Genomic DNA, 21,759 nt, shown 5'->3' on the forward strand with positions numbered 1-21,759 from the left:
GTTCAGATAAAAATCGGAAGGGAGATAGAAATGCTAAAAGGAATACCGAAAATAATTAGTCCAGATTTAATGAAAATTCTTTTAGAAATGGGGCATGGGGATGAGATTGTGTTAGCGGATGGAAATTTCCCCGCTGCCTCTTGCGGGGTGAAGCTCATTCGATGTGAAGGACATGGGGTTCTTGAAGTATTACAGGCAATTTTGCAATTCTTTCCGCTCGATACGTATAGTAATCATTCTGTTTCATTAATGAAGGTTGTAAAAGGGGATCCTAGCACGCCCTCCATTTGGGAAACGTATGATGCAGTGATTAAACAATATGATACTCATTTTGATAGTTTTGAGATGATTGATCGCTTTGCATTTTATGAGAGAGCAAAGAAGGCTTATGCAATTGTTGCAACGAGTGAAAGTGCTCTCTATGCCAATATGATTTTAAAAAAGGGCGTGGTTACGGATTAGCGCAGTATTAAACTTATAGATTGTTTCATTTAAAAAATCATAGGGTAGTAGGTGATGGGATGAGTGAATTGCTACTGAAAATGGATGGAATTAGTAAAGCGTTCCCTGGCGTGCAAGCGCTTTCTGATGTGCGGTTTGAATTGAAAAAAGGCGAAGTTCACGCACTTTTGGGAGAGAATGGAGCTGGAAAATCCACTTTAATGAAAATTTTAACAGGGATTTATCAAAGAGATGCTGGAACGATTGCGTACGAAGGAAGAGAAATAGAGGTTCCAGATACAAAAGCAGCACAAAGACTTGGAATTAGTATTATTCATCAGGAACTTAATTTAGCCCCGCATTTAACAGTTGCCCAAAACATTTTTATTGGAAGAGAACCTAAAGGGTTATTTAATCTTTTTTTAGATGAAAAAGAACTAAATAACAGGGCGAAAAAACTATTTGAAAGGTTAAACATTAATCTAGATCCAAGAGAATTGGTAGGTAATTTGACAGTTGCGAAACAACAAATGGTGGAAATCTCTAAGGCTCTTTCCTTTGATTCAAAAGTATTGATTATGGATGAGCCAACCGCAGCCTTAACGGATACTGAAATCGATGCACTATTTGTTATGATTCGGAAATTACGGCAGGACGGTGTGGGAATTGTTTATATTTCTCACCGTATGGAAGAGCTAAAGAAAATTACGGACCGTGTATCGATTATGCGAGATGGTACATACGTAGGGACGATGAACACGAAAGATGCAACGATTGAACAAATTATTTCTATGATGGTTGGAAGAAAAATTGATAACAATCAAAAACCAAAAATGAAAGAGAAAACGCGAGAAAAAGTGTTTGAAGTGAAAAATTTAAAGAGAGGGAACACGATAAAGGATGTAAGTTTTGAACTGTATAAAGGGGAAATCGTTGGCTTTGCTGGATTGATGGGGGCTGGAAGAACGGAAGTAGCCCGTGCCATATTTGGGGCAGATTCATTAGATTCAGGGGAGATTTTCATAAATGGAAAAAGGCTGAGTATAAAAAGTCCGACTGATGCAGTACAACATGGAATTGGCTATTTGTCCGAAGATCGAAAACAATTTGGGCTTCTAGTTGGGATGGATGTCAAAACAAATATTGCAATGGCATCCATGAAAGATTATGTAAAACCTCTTGGCTTGATGCATGGTTCTAAAATTGATCAACAATCTGAGGAACTTATTAAAAGGTTAAAAATAAAAACACCGTCTGGTAATCAATTAGTGAAAAATCTTTCAGGAGGGAATCAACAAAAAGTAGTTATTGGCAAGTGGTTGACTAGAGATTCAGATATCTTAATCTTCGATGAGCCTACACGCGGAATTGATATCGGGGCAAAAGATGAAATTTATAAGTTACTACATGATTTAGCTGAGCAAGGAAAATCTATCATTATGATCTCCTCAGAACTTCCAGAAATATTAAGGATAAGTCACCGTGTCATTGTCATGTGTGAAGGAAAGATAACTGGAGAATTGAAAAATGATGAAAAAGCATCGCAAGAAGCGATTATGACTCTTGCCACAAAACGAATTATGTAATGAATATTAATGGATGATAAAGGAGTGAACAGGAATGGAAATACAGAAGGCAGTCGAGTTTCCAGTTGAAGGGAAGATGAGGAAAGGGATGAATTCAAATGCCCTTCAGCAGCTTCTAGCATTTGCGAGTTTAATAGTACTTGTTTTCATTTTTTCAATTGCTTCAGCTAATTTTCTGCAATTTGATAATATTATAGGAATCTTTCTATCGACAGCTGTTACAGGCATCCTTGCTTTAGGAGCAACGATGATTATCGTTACAAGTGGAATTGATTTATCATGTGGAACCGTACTGACTTTGTCTTCGGTTATGACAGGTGTGTTTGCTGTCAACTTAGGTTTACCGGTTTGGGTAGCTGTTATTGGAGGTATTTTAATAGGCGCCGTAGTAGGTTTGATTTCTGGAGCTGCAATTGCAAAATTGAAGATTCCACCATTTATTGCAACGTTAGCGATGATGATGATCGCGAAAGGTTTGGCACTTGTTATTTCGAAAGCCACTCCAATCTATTTTACTTCTATACCGAGTTTTAACAAAATTGCGATGGGTTCTATTATCCCTGGTTTTGCTATTCCGAATGCTGTTTTCATCTTTTTTGGAATGGCCATTTTCGCAAGCTTAATTTTAAATAAAACGATAATCGGAAGGTATACATTTGCACTAGGAAGCAATGAAGAAGCGACTCGTCTTTCTGGAGTGAATGTGGATAAGTGGAAAATAATTATCTACATGCTTGCAGGTGTTTTTACTGGTGTTGCAGGGATTATAATGGCATCTCGTTTAAATTCTGCTCAGCCTGCTTTAGGAGCAGGATATGAATTGGAAGCAATCGCAGCAGTAGTTATTGGAGGAACTTCTTTAAGTGGCGGTAAAGGAACAATTCTTGGTACTGTTATCGGTGCATTGATTATGAGTGTGTTAACAAATGGTCTGCAAATCCTTTCCGTACCGCAAGAGTGGCAAACAGTAGTTGTTGGAGCGGTTATCTTATTAGCAGTTTACGCAGATGTGTTACGAAACAAAAAAGCAAAGAATTAACTGCGATACTGTGTTTAAAATAAAACAATATATAGGGGGAGTTTTGGATGAAGAAAGCAAAAAAGGGCATCGTTTTATCATCAATTCTCGCAATCTCAATGTTTATGGGAGCGTGTTCTTCAAATAATGCAAGCACGGGAAGTAAGGATAGTAATGCTCCTGCAAAAGATGACGGCAAGCGCTATGTTGCAATCATTTCAAAAGGGTTCCAGCATCAGTTTTGGCAGGCAGTTAAAAAAGGGGCTGAGCAAGCAGCGGATGAATATAAGGTAAATATTACATTTGTAGGTCCTGAAACGGAAGCACAGGTCGACAAACAAGTTGAAATGCTACGTAGCACACTTGATAAAAAACCAGATGCGATTGGTTTTGCCGCATTAGACTCTAAAGCTGCTCTTCCTTTATTAGAACAAGCAAAAAACAAAAAAATTCCGGTTGTTGCATTTGACTCAGGTGTTGAAGGAGATATACCTGTAGCAACAGCTGCAACAGATAATAAAGCGGCAGCAGCTCTTGCAGCTGAAAAAATGGCTGGATTAGTTGGGGAAAAAGGCGAAGTAGCAGTAGTTGCTCATGATCAGACAAGTAAAACAGGTGTTGAACGCCGAGATGGCTTTGTAAATACAATCAAAACAAAGTATCCGAACATCAAAATTGTCGATATTCAATATGGTAGCGGTGATCAATTAAAATCGACTGACGCTGCTAAAGCAATTATGCAAGCACACCCAAATGTAAAAGGTATTTTCGGTACAAATGAAGGTTCTGCGATTGGGGTAGTAAATGCTGTTAAAGAATTGAACAAAAAGAGTGTCGTAGTAGTTGGATTTGATTCTGGTAAACTACAAATTGATGCAATTAAGAGCGGCGTAATGGCAGGTGCGATTACACAAAATCCAATTGGAATTGGTTATGAAACTGTGAAAGCTGCTGTTGAAAACTTAGATGGGAAACAAGTATCAAAAACAATTGACACTGGTTTCTATTGGTACGATAAAAAGAACATTGATGATCCAAAAATTAAGGAAGTTCTATATCAATAAAATATAAAACGAAGCTAGCAATACAAATAAGATAGAAACTGAGGTGTATAACATTGCAGAGTGTAATAAATGATTTGAAATTATATGCAAATAAGATTGTCCAAACTGGTCTTGTAGTAGGGGCAGGTGGAAATTTAAGTATGAGAGATGGGAATATGATGTATATCTCTCCTAGCGGTTTTGATTTGCAAGAGATAGAAGTCGACGAGTGGGTACGTGTCGATATTGAAACTGGTGAGATATTAGATGATTTAAAACCATCATCTGAAATATTAATGCATTTGGAATGTTTTCGTAAGCGTCCTGATATAACAGCTGTTTTACATGCCCATCCAAGCTATTCGGTAGGTGTATCATGTACTGGTCATACGATTCCGAGTCTATTCCCAGATTTTCCGGCAATGATCAAAAGCGTAGCTTACCTTGACTATATGATTCCGACTACAGAAGTATTGGCTAACGCAGTATCGGGCGTGATTGAAGAAAATGATGTAATAGTAATGAGAAATCACGGCGTCCTGACGGTTGGTAAAACGATGAAAGAAGCATATTTTCTTATGCAAATTCTAGAAGAAGCGGCAAAAGTATATACGATTGCATCGACAGTAGGTGTGCCAAGAGTGCTGACAGAGGATGAATGTCACGATTTAAGAAATCTATCTTCCGAGAAATATAGATTACAACTACTAAAAGATGCGGAGTAGTTACATGTTTCTGAAGGGTGTGAATGAATGGAAAAAGTTTGGGCTTTTGATTTAGGTGCATCCAATGGTCGTTTAATGGTAAGTGGATTTAATGGAAAACGCCTTTATCTTGAAGAGGTTCACAGGTTCTCCAACCGTCCGGTTTACGTAACAGGTCATTACTATTGGGATGTGTTAAGGATATTCCAGGAGATGAAAAATGGAATTGGTAAAAGTATTCGAAACGGACATAAGTCGATTGAAAGTTTGTCTATCGATACGTGGGGAGTTGATTTCGGGCTTCTATCTGAAACAGGGGAATTGCTTAGCAATCCGTATTCTTATAGAGATCCGCATACAAATGATAGCCTAATAGAAATCATGGAAGTCATTCCACGGGATGTTTTGTTCTCTCGGTCGGGAGTTACACCAGCAGCAATTAATACGATTTGCCAGCTGTATACGATACAAAAGAATAACCCGGATTTAATGGAAAAGGCAAAAACTCTTTTGTTAACACCAAACTTATTGAGTTATTTATTTTCCGGTGTAAAGGCGAATGAATATACGATCAGTACGACGACATCGTTATTTCATATTCATGAACGCAATTGGGATACTGCCCTTATGACCGAGCTTAGCCTTCCTACAGAAATTATGGCAAATATTGTGATGCCAGGAACGACTCTCGGTCCGACGCTTTCTTCGATTCACAACGAATTTGGTATACAGCCTGTTAAGGTTATTGCTGGAACGGGACATGATACTGCCTGTGCTCTTGCTGCATTGCCTGTAAAGTCAGAAAATTCAGTATTCATGAGCTGCGGTACGTGGATCTTAATGGGCGTTCAAGTAAAAGATCCAATCGTCAATGAACAGGCATTGGAATGGGGCTTTACAAATGAAGGAACAGCAGATGGCGAGTTCAGGTTACTCAAAAATATTATGGGATTATGGCTCATGCAAGAATGTAGAGCGGTTTGGGCAAAAGAAGGTACGCTTTTTACTTACGAAGAAGAAGCAGAGTTGATTCGACATACAAAACCGTTTACACATTTCATAGATCCGGATGATCCTTCTTTCTTCAATCCAGAAAATATGCCGAAACAAATACGGGATTTCTGTATAAAGAGTGGGCAACAGCCTCCTGAAACGGAAGGAAGTTTCCTCCGTTGTATTTTGGAGAGTCTTTCACTCAAGTACAGGTGGGTTTTAGAAAAACTAGAAGTTTTAACTGGAAAATCGATAGAAGTTATCCATATGGGCGGCGGTGGCATTCAAAATGATTTATTTTGTCAATTTACCGCAAATGCGACAAACCGCCCTGTTGTAGCAGGACCGGTTGAAGCGAGTGCGATTGGAAATGCATTATCCCAATGGATTGCACTCGGGAAAATAAAAGATTTAAAGGAAGGTAGAGACATTGTTGAAAATTCGTTTCCTGTTAAACATTATCAACCTCAAAATCAATCAGAATGGCAGGAAGCATACGGCCGTTTTACCGAAATAATCGACAAAAATGTAATGAAAAAGGGGTTTTAAAATGAAAACTGTTCATAATAGATTTTACAATAAATTACCAAAAATCGGTATAAGACCGACTGTTGATGGGAGAAGAAATGGTGTACGTGAATCTCTTGAAGATATGACGATGAATCTAGCAAAATCGGTAGCAAACTTATTAACTGAAAATTTGCGTCACTATAATGGGGAAGCAGTAGAATGTGTCATTGCTGATACATGCATTGGCGGTGTAGCTGAATCAGCTAAAACGGCTGAAAAATTTGCAGGAGAGGGGGTCGGTGTTTCTATAACTGTTACACCATGCTGGTGCTATGGTTCTGAAACAATGGATATGAATCCCGATATTCCAAAAGCAGTATGGGGGTTTAATGGAACAGAACGTCCCGGGGCAGTATATCTTGCGGCTGTCCTAGCTGCCCACAATCAAAAGGGTATTCCTGCTTTCGGCATATACGGGAAAGATGTGCAAGATTTAAGTGATACATCTATTCCTGAAGATGTGCAGGAAAAGTTACTTCAATTTGCAAAGTCTGGTCTTGTTGTTGCTACTTTAAAAGGAAAATCGTATCTTTCGATGGGATCTGTATCTATGGGGATTGCTGGTAGTTCAGTCCAACCTGAATTTTTCCAAGATTATTTAGGAATGAGAAATGAATACATCGACATGTCTGAATTTGTAAGAAGGATAGATGAAGAGATTTATGATAAGGAAGAATATGAAATGGCCTTAAACTGGGTGAAGGAGTATTGCCCAGAAGGCCCAGATAATAATGCAGAAGAGATGCAACGATCAAGGGAGCAAAAGAATAAAGACTGGGAAACTAGCGTTAAAATGACGTTAATTGCAAGAGATCTCATGGTTGGAAATCCGAAACTAGAGGAACTTGGCTATGGTGAAGAAGCATTAGGACATAATGCCATTTCTGCAGGTTTCCAAGGCCAACGCCAATGGACGGACCATTTCCCGAATGGTGATTTTATGGAAACAATCTTAAATTCATCCTTTGATTGGAACGGCATTCGTCCTCCATACATTATGGCTACTGAAAATGATAGTTTAAATGGAGTTACGATGTTATTTGGCCATTTATTAACAAATACGGCTCAAGTTTTTGCAGATGTAAGAACGTATTGGAGCCCGGAGGCGGTAGAACGTGTGACAGGGCATAAACCGGAAGGATTGGCGGCAAATGGATTTATTCATATGATTAACTCCGGTTCTGCTGCGCTTGATGGTACAGGACAACAAACGAAAGATGGAAATCCTGTTATAAAACCGTTTTGGGAAATTACGGAGGAAGAAGCTCAAAATTGTCTAGCAGCTACGTCCTGGAGACCAGCTTCAACAGGATATTTCCGCGGAGGTGGATTCTCGAGTGATTTCTTAACGAAGGGAAATATGCCTGTAACAGCAGCCCGTCTTAACCTTGTTAAAGGATTAGGTCCTGTTTTACAAATTGCAGAAGGCTATACGGTTGAAATACCAGAAGAGGTTCACGACGTATTGGATGAGAGAACCGATCCAACTTGGCCAACAACTTGGTTTGTACCAAATTTAACAGGGGAAGGTGCCTTTAAAGATGTTTACACCGTGATGAATAATTGGGGAGCCAACCACTGTGTAATAAGCTACGGACATATTGGCAATGATTTAATTACTCTTGCTTCCATGCTCCGAATTCCTGTAAATATGCATAACGTCAAAGAAGAGAATATCTTCAGACCGAGTGCATGGGGAATGTTCGGAACAAAAGATCCAGAAGCAGCAGATTACCGCGCCTGCCAAAACTTTGGGCCATTATACCATTAAGTTAAAAATCCCCCTAATAATATGTCGGGGGGTTACTATAGAGCATATTTTTTCGCATTGGAATGAAAGTGTAACAATTGTAGTGTTTAAAGGAATCACAAGAAATATGAAACTCTTGAACATACGGATATACACTATTTTCGTATCCGGAATAATAGAACAATAAAAAACAACGGGGGTAAAAATATGGTTAATAGCTTATGGAACGAAACGAAGGCATCACAATTATCACAAGGAGTAAACGAATTAGTGTATCGATCGAATTTAATTGGAACAGACCGTGCAGTATGTAATTGGGGCGGCGGAAACACATCGGTAAAGACAGTGGAAAGGGATTTTCGTGGTCATGATGTAGAGGTCATGTGGGTTAAAGGAAGTGGATCTGATTTAGCGACGATGAAAGGACAAAACTTTACTGGTTTAAGAATGGAAGACATTCGTTTATTAATGGAGCGCGAAGAAATGCTAGATGAAGAAATGGTTGAGTACTTAGCGCATTGTATGATTGACAACAAGCATCCGCGTGCGTCCATCGAAACATTATTACATGCTTTCTTACCTTTTAAACATGTGGATCATACACATCCAGATGCTATTATTAGTCTTTGCTGCGCACATAATGGAAGACAAATTGCCGAGGAGATTTACGGTAATCGATTTGTTTGGGTTCCGTATGTGCGTCCTGGATTTACGTTATCTAAAATGATTGCAGAAGGCGTGAAAAATAATCCAAATGCTGAACTAGTGTTAATGGAAAAACACGGCTTAGTCGTTTGGGGAGATACGGCGAAGGAAAGTTATGAAAAAACGATTGCTGTTATTAATGAGGCAGAACAATATATTCATGAGCGAGTGACTGAAAGTACTGTATTTGGAGGTCAAAAATACGAAGCACTTTCAGTAGAAGAGCGTAGAAGTATTCTTGCAAAAGTAATGCCGATTATTCGCGGGGCAGTTAGCGATGAAAAGAAAATGCTATTATCTTATGATGATGCAGATGAAGTACTTCAATTTGTAAACAGCCACAATGCACGAGAGCTTTCGCAAGTTGGAGCAGCTTGTCCCGATCATTTAGTTCATACAAAGCGCAGTCCCCTTTACATTGATTGGGATCCGCAAACGAAAGACACGGACGGATTAATAGAGAAAATGAAAGCTGGTGTGGAAAGCTTTAAAGAAGAGTATAAAGCTTACTTTGAACGTAACAAATACGAAGGAGACAAAATGTTTGAATCTGCACCTCGTGTTATTTTAATTCCTGGTATCGGTATGGTGAATACCGGTAAAAATGTGGCGATGTCAAAAGTAAGTGGTGCGCTGTATCATAGGGCAATTTCGGTAATGAAAGGTTCTACAACACTTGGACGTTTCGTTTCTTTAAATGAAAATGAATCTTACAATGTAGAGTACTGGCCGTTAGAGTTATATAAATTATCGTTAGCACCGGCTGAAGCGGAATTTTCTCGCAAAGTTGCGTTTATTACAGGTGGTGCTGGCGGAATTGGAAGTGAAACGGGACGCCGCCTCGTTTCAGAAGGTGCACATGTCGTGCTTGCTGACTTGAACTTTGAAGGAGCGGAAAAAGTTGCTGCTGAAATTAACGAGAAGTATGGCGAAGGTCGTGCGCTCGCGGTGAAAATGGATGTAACAAAAGAAGAAGAAGTGAAGGCGGCATTTGAGCAGGCAGCTCTTGCTTACGGAGGCATTGATTGTATCGTAAATAATGCAGGACTTGCGACATCTAGTCCATTCGATGAAACGACACTTCAAGAATGGAATTTAAATATGAACGTACTTGGAACAGGCTACTTTTTAGTGGCACGTGAAGCATTCAAGCAAATGAAACAGCAAGGAATTGGCGGGAATATGGTATTTGTCGGTTCAAAAAACTCTGTATATGCCGGCAAAAACGCTTCGGCATATAGTTCTGTAAAAGCACTTGAAACGCATTTAGCGAGATGTATTGCAGCTGAAGGCGGTGAGTATGGTATTCGTGTAAATTCAGTTCTTCCAGATGCGGTTCTGCAAGGATCAGCCATTTGGGGTTCAAAATGGCGTGAAGAACGTGCCGCAGCATATGGTATCGAGCCTGATCAGTTAGAAGAGCATTACCGCAAACGCACAACATTATTGGTTAATATTTATTCGAAAGACATCGCTGAATCGATTGCATTCTTTGCCTCTTCAAAGGCAGATAAAACAACAGGATGTATGATTACAGTTGATGGTGGTGTAACAGCGGCATTTACTAGATAAGTATTTTGCTTGTGAAAAGGTGTATAAAAAGAGGTGTAATAGGCGAATATTTTTGCCTATTATACTTCCATATAAAAGAATAGCGAATTTCATGGGGAGAATAGAATAAGTCAATGTGTAGAAGGGGACATTTTACATTCGCTTTTCAAAAGGGGATGGAAATTTGAAATTTAAAAACGTATTAACAGGGGGATTGCTTTTTGGTACTTTATTATTCTCTTTAGGAAGTACTGGAGAGTTTAGTAAGGTAGAGGCAACATCACCTATTACAATTGAAACTCCAAAACCAGAGGGGAAGAAACTCTCGCTTTGGTACAATCAGCCGGCAAAAGATTGGGAAAAACAAGCATTGCCAATCGGTAATGGTTATATGGGCGGAATGGTCTTTGGCGGGGTCCAGCAAGAACGTATTCAGTTTAATGAAAAAACGCTTTGGACTGGCGGACCAAGCAGTACGAGTGAGTATACTTACGGAAATCGTGATGGGGCAGCGAGTCACTTAGGTAGCATTAGAGAAAAGTTAGCAAAAGGTGATAAATCAGGGGCAGAAAGGGAATCCTCACAATTTCTCACAGGCCTTCAAAAAGGATTTGGTTCCTATCAAAATTTTGGAGACATATACTTAGATTTTAATATGCCAGATGCGTCTTCATTTTCCAATTATCGTAGGGAATTAAATGTAAATGAGGGGATTGCTACGGTGTCCTATAACTATAAAGGTGTTCAATATAATAGGGAATATTTTGCAAGTTATCCTGATCGCGTTATGGTCATGCGTTTAACTGCTAGTGAATCTAAACAGCTTTCATTAGATGTTCGACCTACTAGCGCACAAGGAGGGCAAGTATCAGCTACAGATAACAAAATCACCATAAAAGGACAAATAGCGAATAATGGAATGAAATATGAATCAGAATTCAAAGTACTGAATGAGGGCGGCACATTAACAGCAGAGAATGGGAAAATTAAAGTAGCAAATGCAGATAGCTTAACAATTATTATGACTGCCGCTACTGACTATGAAAATAAATACCCTACTTATAAAGGGGAAGATCCACATCAAAAAATTGAAAAAATCATGTCTGCTATTTCTAAAAAGAGTTATGAGGTTTTAAAATATACACATATGAAAGACTATTACTCTTTATTTAATCGTGTTTCTTTAAATTTAGGAGGGGAAAAACCATCTGTTCCAACAAATGAATTACTAGCATCTTATAGTAAAGAAAACAGTAAGTATTTAGAAGAACTATTCTTCCAATATGGAAGATATTTGCTCATTTCTTCTTCAAGACCAGGAACACTTCCTGCAAATCTACAAGGGGTATGGAATAATTCGAATACACCACCGTGGGAAAGTGACTATCATTTCAATATTAACCTGCAAATGAATTATTGGCCTGCAGAAGTGACGAATCTGTCTGAAACAGCTGAGCCATTAATGGATTATGTGGATTCATTAAGAGAACCGGGAAGGGTTTCTGCAGAAAAACATTTTGGTGTTACAGGTGGTGGATGGACCGTTAATACGATGAATAATCCATTTGGATTTACTGCACCTGGCTGGGGATTAGGCTGGGGCTGGGCACCTAGTGCGAACGCCTTCATTGGCCAAAACGTTTGGGAACATTATAAATTTACGGATGATAAACAGTACTTACAAGAAAAGATTTATCCGATCATTAAAGAAGCAGCGGAGTTTCATAGTAAGTTTTTAGTGGAAGATCAAAATAAGAAGTTAGTTGTTTCTCCGTGCTGGTCTCCAGAGCTTGGTGGCATTTCTAATGGATGTGCCTTTGACCAACAGTTAGTGTATGAGTTGTTCTCAAATGTAATTGAAGCGAGTGAGGTTTTACAGATTGATAATGTATTTCGGGATGAGTTAAAGGCGAAAAGGGAGCGATTATTCCCGCCAATTCAAATTGGTAGATATGGTCAGGTGCAAGAGTGGAAGGATGATATAGATGATCCTGCTGAAACGCACCGGCATATATCTCAGCTAGTGGCACTATATCCAGGAAGTATGATTAATCACAATACAACGGAATGGCTTCAGGCAGCTAAAGTCACTTTAAACCATCGTGGTGACGAGGGAACAGGCTGGAGCAAAGCAAATAAAATTAACTTATGGGCACGTTTATTAGATGGTGACCATGCTTATAAAATTTTGCAAGGGCAACTTACAGGAAGTACGCTCAGCAACTTATTTGATACGCATCCACCGTTTCAAATTGATGGAAACTTTGGCGCGACATCTGGAATTGCTGAAATGTTAATTCAAAGCCATACGGACTCCATTCAACTATTGCCTGCACTTCCGAAAGCTTGGAAGGACGGTTCTTACAAAGGACTAAGAGCACGCGGTGCATTTACGATTAATGCGGACTGGAAAAACGGTGTTCCTACAGTCATTCAGGTGACTTCTGATCACGGAAACGATGTAAAGTTAAAAAGTCCGATGTTCAATACACCATTTACTTTGACAAGAGTTGGAACGAATACACCGGTGCAATTTACGAAGGATGGCGATACGATTTCATTTAAAACGGAACAAGGTAAAGCTTATAAAATTGAGTCTATGCTCAGTTTCGATTTAGAATCTACGAACAGTGTAACTGCAGGGAATACAGTGAAGGTAAAAACTCATTTATCAAACTTTGGTACATTGAAATCTTCTGCTGGAGAAGTGATTGTAAAGGCTCCTGAAAGCTGGAATGTGAAACCGATTCAAGTAGCTTTTGAAGGCATTGAACCAGGAGGATCTAAAACAATTGAAGCGGATTTACCTGTTCCTATTGATATAGTTGCTAACAATTACGCCATTGAAGCGGAAGTAAACACAGATAGCGGGACGGTTAGTAAATCTAAGCAAATAGAAGTAACGCCAGCAGTAAAGCTCATTTCGGCAAAGGTAGAACCAAATCCAATTAGCGCTGAAGGTGGTTCTACTACATTAAAAGTAAAGGTTCAAAATGAAATAAAGGAAAAAGTGACACCCGGAAAAATTGAATTGCACTTACCAGACGGCTGGAATGCACAGCCATCAACAACGGATTTTCAATTACCGGCAGGAGGAGAGGAAACATATTCGTTTGTTATCACTCCCCCAACTCAGTTTAAAGGAATGAAAGAAATTGGGGTCTCCGTAAAATTGGGGAATGCGGTCGTGACTTCAACGAAAGTGCAAGTCGCTTCTGGCGGTATTTATCTTAGTGATATTCCATGGGTCAAAGCAACTGCTGGATGGGCGACAGTTCAAAAAGATAAGAGTACCGACGGGAACCCAATTTCATTACTCGGAACGACAGGGCCGATTACGTATAAAAAAGGGATCGGAACTCATTCGAAGTCAGAAGTTACCTATGATCTATCAAATGCAGCTTACAAACACTTTAATGCATACGTAGGAATCGATCAGGAACCTGGTGGTAAAGGCGGTTCGGTCGTATTTAAAGTACTGCTTGATGGGGCCGAAGTATTTAATAGCGGTACAATGTACTATAATACGCCAGCAAAATTTGTTGATGTTGACCTTACAGGTAAAAAAGAATTAAAACTAGTCGTTGATGATGCAGGTAACGGTAATGGAAATGATCATGCGGACTGGGGCGATGCTTGGTTGAGTTTTAAATAATGCTGATGTAATCGTTACTCTTTGGATTCATACGGATTATATGTACCCAACTATACCCTCACAAGTTCATTGGGGATTTGATGATCCAATAGGAAAAAAGTGTGGTCTGGGTTTTAATGTATGAAACAATTTGTATAAATAAAGGAAAGAGTCAATCTTCTATTGCATAGGAGATTGGCTTTTTTCGCTATATATAACCTCGCCTACATTGGTTTATACAAACTACTGAAATAAATAGAGAATATTCTGATGAAATGTTAAAGTTGAAATAGAGTACTTTCAGAAAGGTGGTTTAACCTATGATATCTGAATTAAGCAAGAATGATTTTTATAAATGTAGCGGTTTAATAAATGAACAAGGTCAATTAGAAGTCAAAGCTGTAATTACAGGGGTGAATCCTGGTCGTATATTTGTAGATAACATATCTTCTCCTAATTCGGGACTTATTTGGTTAGGTAATAATGATGGCTTCTTTTTTATTGGAGATGCCAAAAACGTAGAATTTAATAACACGATAAATGATTTTATCGATGAAGTGATAGTACCTGAAGCAAAGAAGGTTGGACTCAATTGTTTTGAAGCAATTGGTAATCATTCGAACTGGAACAAAACAATTGAAAGAATATTTCAGCACCGTAACTTAAAGAGTTGGAATCAAAGAATATATACGCTAAAACAAGAGGACTATGAAAATCATCATGAACTTAAAATTGAACAGGGATATACTGTGCTGAAAATGAGTAAAGCTCTCTATGAAAATAATAATAATACATTTAAGAATATTGATTTTTTACAATCAAAAATTTTAGAGTTTTGGTCTTCACCGGATCGTTTTTTCAATGAGGGAATTGGCTATTGCATTGTTTATGATGATTTAATTGTGAGTGTTTGTTTTTCAGGGTTTGTATTTGAAAATATACACTGTATAGATATTGAAACAATAGAGGGGCATCAGGGGAGAAAATTAGCTCAAAAGATAGCTCATAGTTTTGTGAAAGATTGTTTGGATAATGACATTACTCCATATTGGGACTGTATGGAATTGAACAAGCCTTCGGTTACTGTTGTGGAAAATATAGGATTTACAAATGTTTTTAATTATGTAGGGTATTATTTTTTATTTGAGTAAATGAGGGGTATCTTAAAATTTCTCACTTTAATAAATTTTTATTCTGAAGTACAAAAATGAATTTTTTACATAAAGGGAGAATCGGATGAAACACATAATAAGAAATGTAGTAATAAATTATTTTAAAGAAATTCATTCACTAACAGTGGAAGAAGAGTTACATAAAGATAGTTGGAATACGGATCCGCATTATAAAATAATGGTAAATGGAAAGCGGTATTCCGCAAGATTTATAAATAGCGATCGAACAATAAATCCAGCTTTTGGGGCGTTATCAAACGAACAACTAATAGAGCAAGTACGGTATACGTATTATTTACGCGAGCATGGGATTCCTTTTATGCAAATGAACAAGAATAGGGCAGGAGATTCATTTACGATTGTCACTTGGAATGATGAACAATACCGATTTGTATTGTCTAATTGGATCGAAGGAGAACATATTACACATTGTACAGAAGCTATCGCAAAAGCCTTTGGAATGGAAGCAAGAAAGATCCACGATATTTCTAGTCCATTTGAAAGCTCGATTTTTCAAAAGAACTCTCATTTGGATGGGTATGCCCAGTTTATTCATATGTTAGAAAGTAAGGCAAGCACATGTAAAGAATTACGGGAGTATATAGAGCTTGCTAAATATCATATAGAGTGCGCATATGCGAGTGAATTAGAGTTTATCGTACAAACGGATTTGAATCCACTAAATGTTTTGTGGGACTCAAATCAACAGGTAAAAGGAATTGTAGATTTTGAATCTATTAGTTATGTAGACCGCATTGAAGGATTTTCCTTTTTAATTAAGTGGTATTCTCGAACAGAAGGAATACATTCACATGAAGTTAGTCCAAGTATCGCTAGTGCATTTTTAGAAGGGTATAAGGCTCATAATATTTTAACTATAAATGATTATAAAAGACTGTCTTCATTACTATGGCTATCCGGTAGTTTAAATTGGAATTTTGTGAAGAAAACGCTAAGTGTAATAAGTGATGAGAGGGAATTAGAAGAACATTTGGAAGTTTATAGAGTAAGAGGAGAAAGGCTATCTTCATTGTTAATTTGTACATAACATGTATTCTCCTAATTTGCGATTCACATAAGAAACGATATGAGGTGTTCTAAAAATGAAAATACAAATTGTATTGTTTGACGGTTTTGGAGAACTTGTCTCCTTTGCACCTTTTGAGGTACTGAAAAGAGCGATAGAAGAAGGGGCGCTGTTTACAGTTGAATTCGTTTCAAGTGAACGAATTCAAGAGGTTACTACTTCATTTGGAGTTACTGTTCAATCACATGATTTTTTACGAATGGATAATCGCCCAGATTTGTTAATTGTACCTGGTGGAGGCTGGAATCATAAAGCTGAGCACGGGGCACGAAAGGAAGCTGAGCTTGGTACTTTAACTAAAATCATTAGAGAGATGCACAACGAAGGAACGATTGTTGCGGGAGTGTGTACTGGAGGTATGTTACTAGCTGCATCCGGTATATTGAATGATAAAAAGGCGACAATGCATCATTTGGCGCAGGGTGAAATGAGTGAATATGGAGCAGAGCTTCTTCCTTACAGAATTGTAGATCAAGGCGATATTATTACTGCAAGAGGAGTTACTTCAGGAATTGATTTAGCTCTTTGGATAACAGAAAAGTTCGCAAGTTCTAAAATTGCAGCTGCTGTTGAATATAGAATGGAATATGAGAGGCGAGGTGTTGTTTGGAAGTAATTTGACCGTAATCATAGTTTTTTGTTGTAGAACGTTTTAGATATTTTAAAAGAGAAAGAGCCAACTTATACGAGCAGGCTCTTTTTTTATGTTTAATAATTGGGCTGAATATAGCCTAATTTTATTCCTTTCGTGACAGCTTCTAAAATGAGGGAAGTTCAACATAATGGACATAAACGTTGCTTATACATGTAAAGGAAGATGTCATAAAAATGAATAAAGACTGCTAATTTTCGTGCACTTTGATTATGTAGAAATAGGGGAGATGACATGAAAGACAATACGCCTAAGAAAATTTTATTTATTCAATCAGGCATTCCTTTTTATTACCCAATGATCGAAGAAGCAATTTTGAATAGTTTACAAAAGGTAAACAGTAATACAATTATGGTAAACCCAGAACGAGCAATAGAAACCGCATTAAAAATGAAACCGGATTTTATTTTGGTACTCGGTGGTTTAAACGAGGGAATTATTAGTGTCATGCCAGTAATAAAGAATGCAGGTTTTACTACTGGACTTTGGCTGACAGATGATCCGTATTATACGGATGTAACACAACATCTTGTGCTGTACTATGATTACATATTTACGCAAGATTTAAATTGTATCAAATTTTATAGAGGGTTAGGATGTAACAATGTATTTCATCTCCCGTTAGCAGCAAATCAAGATGTGTTTAAACCTTCTCAGAAAGAAGATACATATAAGTATGATCTTAGTTTTATAGGCACAGCATTTGAAAATAGACTTACCTTTGTTGATTCCATTTCAGAATATTTAGCAGAAAAAAACATAAAAATTGTGGGGTTCGGTTGGGAGAAATTAAAAAATTATGAGAGGTTAAAGGATAAAATACAACTCCTGCCACTTGCGAAGTATGAGGATGCGTTACAATTTTACGTATCGACTAAAATCAATATAAATTTACACCGTTCATCAAATGATCAGGAATTGAATTGTAATGCTGCAAATATCCAAGCGTATTCAGTAAACAATAGGACGTTTGAAATTAATGCCGTAGGTTCTTTTCAATTAACTGATATACGCCCAGATGTATCAAAGCATTATATACCAGGTGTTGAAATAGCAACCTTTTACAGTGCACCAGATTTTATACAAAAAGCAGAGTATTATTTGGAACATGTACAAGAAAGAAAACAAATAGCAAAAAATGGACTGGATAGAACTTTGAGAAATCACACATATGATAAACGTATATTACAATTATTAAACTATATTAATTTCATAGGCGTGAAGATGTAGTTTAACCATTAATTTAAATGATAAGCGTTTAGTGCTTTCAACTAGAGTTCTAGTATTTATAAACATTATTTACGAAAAAGGGATTTGGATAAATTTGTAGAATTCGTTTATTATAAAATAACAATTTTGCATTCAAACTAATTTACATCTAATAATTAGAGGAGATTAAAAATGAATCACTTTTTTGTAGAATTTGGCGAATATGAAGCAAGTGTTTGTGAATGGGGAGATAAAAGTAATCCTCAAATCATTTGTTTTCATGGTTTAGGAAGTACAAAATTAAGTTTTATCCCACTTTAATGGGCAGTAAGACCCCCACCTCAAAATGCAGCGAAAGCAAAGAAGTTAGGTGGGGGATCAACTGCCCATAAAAGTCCGATTGGTTCAACTAATAATCAGTGGGGGATGAAGAAAACCCCCACTGATTAAAGTTTCACTTTATTGAAATAGCGGAACTTTTAAAGGATAAATATCATATTGTATCGTTTGATCTACCTGGACATGGGAAAACACCAAGTTTCGGGAAAGATGAAGATTACGGTGCATCTCATTTAACAAAGTGGGTAGTAGCATTACTTGAGCGGCTAGGAAAAGAAACATTTCATATAGTAGCACATTCATGGGGAGCAAGCGTTGCGCTTCACTATGCAGCAGAATGTCCGGAAAAAGTGAATAAAATGGTTTTGTTAGATGGTGGTTATCATCATGGTAAAATGAATGCAGATTATTTTGCGCAGCTATATAAAGATGCGAAAGAAGGAGAGTGTCCACCACGATCCTTAGAAGAAGAAATCACCCATTACGAAAAAGATTTTGATGAATACATTTTTGACAGTAAAGAAGCATTCATCCAATCAGAAAAAATGGTTTACAGCAGGTGGTCACCATTAATAGAACGTGCGGTTTATGACTTAATGCGAGAAGAAGATAGTAAAGTGAAATGGCATGCTACTGGCGATACCGCTAGAAGTGTAATTAAGTTTCAATATACGGTATATAAAACGTTGAAATCGCATGAAATTAAAAGCGATATTTTATTATTATATTGTGATCTTCCACATGATTATTTAGAAATAAGAGAATTACAGATTGAGGAATTTAAAAAGCATATTGATATTACGACTAAGCTTTATATAGGTACAGGGCACCTAATGCATTGGGATAGACCAGAAGAGATTGCTAAGGATGTTTTACATTGGTTCATATAAAGAAGGTCCGTTGTTCGCATTTGAGCAACGGATTTTCTTTTGAAAAACTTAATGTAGTTGTCATAATCAGTTCCTTGTAAATAGAGATAATAAAGCTAGCTATAAGTCCAAACGGTTGTAAGCCTAATACCCAAAATTTCATGTATCTCAACTGTACCCCATATTAGAAAAAACGATATTTTGATGCAAAGTTATCGTGCGAGCAAGAACGATTTTTGGCTTTTTATTATCGGCAGGATTATTAATTAGTTATCTGTTTTAAATAAAAAATATTATTACGTGACTAAACCCCAATTTCTCAATTTTAATATAGAGAAATTGGGGTTTTATTTTTATAGCGTGTATTTTCTCTTTTAATCAAAAGCAAACTTTAAAAACAAATAAAAATATCAAGCATGTGAGCATCAAGAACGAAAGTGCATGGAATATACATTGTTAGCTTGATGGGTATGTGGCGCTACCCCTATGCCAATCAAGCTAACATTTTGAAATGCCCCAAAAACGAAAATTTCATCTTTTCATAGGTGTCCATGAGAGTTGAACTCATTTTTTCGTTTTGGGGTAATTTTGAATTCTTGAATTGATGGCAATATGGTGAGAACCTTTAATCGTAATCAACATTATGATAATCGTTATTTAAGCTGGGCACTCTTCCATGGGGACGATATTCTATGTGAAAGGTATTATGTTATTACTTGTACTGAGGCTCTTCATGTTCAATTTGTTGAAGACGAGGATTTAAAGATTCAATAATTTCTTGAGTTTGTTGTGCTGCACCTGTATATAATTGTTTTGCTTGCTTGTTATCAGTATCAAGAACAAATCCTTCTAGGCATGCTTGAGCACTCTTTAATCCAGCGATAGTTTGTTTAAGTTTAGTACTTACTGTCATGTAGTATTCCTCCTTGTAAATGTACTTCAAAATATAGAGTGCCTATTTTGTTATCATCGTACGACTTCCAATTTTAGGGTTATGCGAATGAGAAATTTTATAGTTAATAATTCAAAGAAGGGTTTTTTAGCTAATAGATGCATGGAATAGTTTTGTCCCAATAACAAAAACTAACAGAAATAAAACGATAATATATAAAGGAGATTAAATATGCTGAAAAAGATAGGAAGAATTTTCCGAGTATTCCTCTTTTTATTTATCGGTGGATGTTTAGTTCTGTTTGTTTGGGGTGAAATTGACAGAACGATAGCCGAAAAAAATGGGGTATTTAGCCAGAATTCTAGTCAATACCCTATGCGTCAAAGTGATATTACTTTGTATACAGATGGGAAACAGTTAAACAATCAACTATTCTCAGATATAGAGAAAGCAAAGCATTACGTGCATGTTAACTTTTTTTCTATTGCTGATGATAAAGTAAGCCATCAGTTTCTAGAGTTATTGCGGAAAAAAAGTCAAGAAGGTGTAGAAGTATACTATGCTTTGGACAGGTTAGGTGGAATTTTACTAAAGAAAAAGGAAAGAGAATTATTAGTTAAAAAAGGAGTTCATTTTACATATTACAATAAACCTGCTTTCCCTTATCTTTTTTCTTCTTTGGATCATCGGAATCATCGTCGTATTTCAGTTATTGATGGAAAGGTTGGTTACATTGGTGGATTCAACATCGGAAAGAAGTATTTGGGGGAAAAAGAAAAACTTGGTTATTGGAGAGATTATCATCTTCAAATACGAGGAGAAGGAGTTCAAGATTTAGAACAACAATTTGTATTAGACTGGAAGAGAAACTCAGAGAAACCGATTCCGATACACAATGCGGTAAAGGAAAAGGGAGCAACCTCGCAACGATTTACTGCATATTATAGTGGAGAAAAACTTGGGCAAGATTATAAAATGCTGTTTCAACAAGCAAAAGAATCCATTATTATATTAACACCTTATTTTATACCAAAAGACAGAACTATTTGGAACGCATTAGTAGATGCAAGAAAGAGGGGAGTCCGTGTCAAAATTCTATTCTCACCTCATTCGGATGCACTATTAGTTAAAGAAGCAGCATATCCATATATCCGAAAAGCATTAAAACAGGGGATGGAAGTATATGGTTACAAAAATGGGGTGTTACACGGTAAAGTATTTTTGATTGATGAAAAAGTATTGATGGTTGGGACCGTGAATTTTGATTCACGCTCGTTTCATTTAAATGAAGAAATGAACTGTTATATTCATGACCCTATCTATATTTCGAGAATAAAACCATTGATTAATGCAGACTTACAAAATTCAAAGCAAGTAACATCCTCTGACGTCAATCAATTATCTATAAAAGAAAAAATAAAAGAAAAGGTTGCAAAAATATTTGAGTATTATTTGTAAAGACAATGTATTTTTATACTTGGGTAACAGGGGCTATATGCTTAGTGATTTTACATATTTTCCATGGAATCAGCTGGGCAGTTGCT

At 37.1% G+C, this 21,759-nt stretch carries 15 protein-coding genes and 2 pseudogenes; 16 read left to right on the forward strand and 1 reads right to left on the reverse strand.

Annotation, left to right across the window (positions count from 1 at the left end; all coding sequences use genetic code 11):
- The first annotated feature begins 30 nt into the window (after positions 1–30).
- The 15 genes and pseudogenes from ACUN0F_RS17365 to ACUN0F_RS17435 all read left to right on the forward strand — a co-directional run.
- Positions 31–462: an RbsD/FucU family protein gene (locus ACUN0F_RS17365; RefSeq protein ID WP_046954880.1), complete on the forward strand. Its 432-nt coding sequence runs from the start codon at positions 31–33 to the stop codon at positions 460–462.
- A gap of 59 nt (positions 463–521) precedes the next feature.
- Complete coding sequence (locus tag ACUN0F_RS17370) at positions 522–2,027, forward strand: sugar ABC transporter ATP-binding protein (protein ID WP_445539802.1); 1,506 nt, start codon at positions 522–524, stop codon at positions 2,025–2,027.
- Positions 2,028–2,061: 34 nt separating this feature from the next.
- Positions 2,062–3,066, forward strand: coding sequence for an ABC transporter permease (locus ACUN0F_RS17375; RefSeq protein WP_445539803.1), 1,005 nt, complete (start codon positions 2,062–2,064; stop codon positions 3,064–3,066).
- A gap of 47 nt (positions 3,067–3,113) precedes the next feature.
- Positions 3,114–4,109 (forward strand): ABC transporter substrate-binding protein, encoded by a 996-nt coding sequence (locus tag ACUN0F_RS17380; RefSeq protein ID WP_264461128.1) that lies wholly within the window; start codon positions 3,114–3,116, stop codon positions 4,107–4,109.
- A gap of 53 nt (positions 4,110–4,162) precedes the next feature.
- Positions 4,163–4,813, forward strand: coding sequence for a class II aldolase/adducin family protein (locus ACUN0F_RS17385; protein WP_445539804.1), 651 nt, complete (start codon positions 4,163–4,165; stop codon positions 4,811–4,813).
- Between the two features lie 27 nt (positions 4,814–4,840).
- Positions 4,841–6,334: a rhamnulokinase gene (locus tag ACUN0F_RS17390; RefSeq protein ID WP_445539805.1), complete on the forward strand. Its 1,494-nt coding sequence runs from the start codon at positions 4,841–4,843 to the stop codon at positions 6,332–6,334.
- 1 nt (position 6,335) lies between these two features.
- Positions 6,336–8,126, forward strand: a complete 1,791-nt coding sequence (locus tag ACUN0F_RS17395; protein WP_445539806.1) for an L-fucose isomerase — start codon at positions 6,336–6,338, stop codon at positions 8,124–8,126.
- A gap of 186 nt (positions 8,127–8,312) precedes the next feature.
- A complete protein-coding gene (locus tag ACUN0F_RS17400) occupies positions 8,313–10,382 on the forward strand; it encodes a bifunctional aldolase/short-chain dehydrogenase (protein ID WP_445539807.1) in 2,070 nt (689 codons plus the stop codon).
- Between the two features lie 163 nt (positions 10,383–10,545).
- Complete coding sequence (locus ACUN0F_RS17405; RefSeq protein WP_445539808.1) at positions 10,546–14,016, forward strand: glycosyl hydrolase family 95 catalytic domain-containing protein; 3,471 nt, start codon at positions 10,546–10,548, stop codon at positions 14,014–14,016.
- 299 nt (positions 14,017–14,315) lie between these two features.
- Positions 14,316–15,146: a GNAT family N-acetyltransferase gene (locus ACUN0F_RS17410; RefSeq protein WP_445539809.1), complete on the forward strand. Its 831-nt coding sequence runs from the start codon at positions 14,316–14,318 to the stop codon at positions 15,144–15,146.
- Between the two features lie 85 nt (positions 15,147–15,231).
- Entirely contained in the window at positions 15,232–16,215 is a 984-nt protein-coding gene (locus tag ACUN0F_RS17415) for a phosphotransferase enzyme family protein (protein ID WP_445539810.1), read from the forward strand.
- Positions 16,216–16,270: 55 nt separating this feature from the next.
- Positions 16,271–16,870, forward strand: coding sequence for a DJ-1/PfpI family protein (locus ACUN0F_RS17420; RefSeq protein WP_264461134.1), 600 nt, complete (start codon positions 16,271–16,273; stop codon positions 16,868–16,870).
- Between the two features lie 270 nt (positions 16,871–17,140).
- The gene (locus ACUN0F_RS17425) at positions 17,141–18,136 is read left to right on the forward strand and encodes a CgeB family protein (RefSeq protein ID WP_445539811.1); all 996 of its coding nucleotides are present in this window, start codon (positions 17,141–17,143) and stop codon (positions 18,134–18,136) included.
- A 171-nt stretch (positions 18,137–18,307) separates the two neighbouring features.
- Positions 18,308–18,412, forward strand: a pseudogene (locus ACUN0F_RS17430) (alpha/beta hydrolase); the annotation flags it as partial.
- A 152-nt stretch (positions 18,413–18,564) separates the two neighbouring features.
- Positions 18,565–19,344, forward strand: a pseudogene (locus tag ACUN0F_RS17435) (alpha/beta fold hydrolase); the annotation flags it as partial.
- 691 nt (positions 19,345–20,035) lie between these two features.
- On the opposite strand, the gene ACUN0F_RS17440 reads toward ACUN0F_RS17435, so the two are convergent.
- Entirely contained in the window at positions 20,036–20,236 is a 201-nt protein-coding gene (locus tag ACUN0F_RS17440) for a DUF1657 domain-containing protein (RefSeq protein ID WP_000218935.1), read from the reverse strand.
- A 210-nt stretch (positions 20,237–20,446) separates the two neighbouring features.
- Here ACUN0F_RS17440 and ACUN0F_RS17445 point away from each other — a divergent pair, with 210 nt between their 5' ends.
- Complete coding sequence (locus ACUN0F_RS17445) at positions 20,447–21,673, forward strand: phospholipase D-like domain-containing protein (RefSeq protein ID WP_445539812.1); 1,227 nt, start codon at positions 20,447–20,449, stop codon at positions 21,671–21,673.
- Positions 21,674–21,759: the final 86 nt, after the last annotated feature.

The sequence above is a fragment of the Bacillus sp. 1A genome, from assembly GCF_052682215.1.

Coding starts and splice junctions, on each gene's coding strand:
- ACUN0F_RS17395 (WP_445539806.1), top strand. CDS start 6,336: ATGAAAACTGTTCATAATAGATTTTACAATAAATTACCAAAAATCGGT.
- ACUN0F_RS17365 (WP_046954880.1), top strand. CDS start 31: ATGCTAAAAGGAATACCGAAAATAATTAGTCCAGATTTAATGAAAATT.
- ACUN0F_RS17440 (WP_000218935.1), bottom strand. CDS start 20,236: ATGACAGTAAGTACTAAACTTAAACAAACTATCGCTGGATTAAAGAGT.
- ACUN0F_RS17380 (WP_264461128.1), top strand. CDS start 3,114: ATGAAGAAAGCAAAAAAGGGCATCGTTTTATCATCAATTCTCGCAATC.
- ACUN0F_RS17410 (WP_445539809.1), top strand. CDS start 14,316: ATGATATCTGAATTAAGCAAGAATGATTTTTATAAATGTAGCGGTTTA.
- ACUN0F_RS17370 (WP_445539802.1), top strand. CDS start 522: ATGAGTGAATTGCTACTGAAAATGGATGGAATTAGTAAAGCGTTCCCT.
- ACUN0F_RS17375 (WP_445539803.1), top strand. CDS start 2,062: ATGGAAATACAGAAGGCAGTCGAGTTTCCAGTTGAAGGGAAGATGAGG.
- ACUN0F_RS17425 (WP_445539811.1), top strand. CDS start 17,141: ATGAAAGACAATACGCCTAAGAAAATTTTATTTATTCAATCAGGCATT.
- ACUN0F_RS17445 (WP_445539812.1), top strand. CDS start 20,447: ATGCTGAAAAAGATAGGAAGAATTTTCCGAGTATTCCTCTTTTTATTT.
- ACUN0F_RS17415 (WP_445539810.1), top strand. CDS start 15,232: ATGAAACACATAATAAGAAATGTAGTAATAAATTATTTTAAAGAAATT.
- ACUN0F_RS17400 (WP_445539807.1), top strand. CDS start 8,313: ATGGTTAATAGCTTATGGAACGAAACGAAGGCATCACAATTATCACAA.
- ACUN0F_RS17390 (WP_445539805.1), top strand. CDS start 4,841: ATGGAAAAAGTTTGGGCTTTTGATTTAGGTGCATCCAATGGTCGTTTA.
- ACUN0F_RS17420 (WP_264461134.1), top strand. CDS start 16,271: ATGAAAATACAAATTGTATTGTTTGACGGTTTTGGAGAACTTGTCTCC.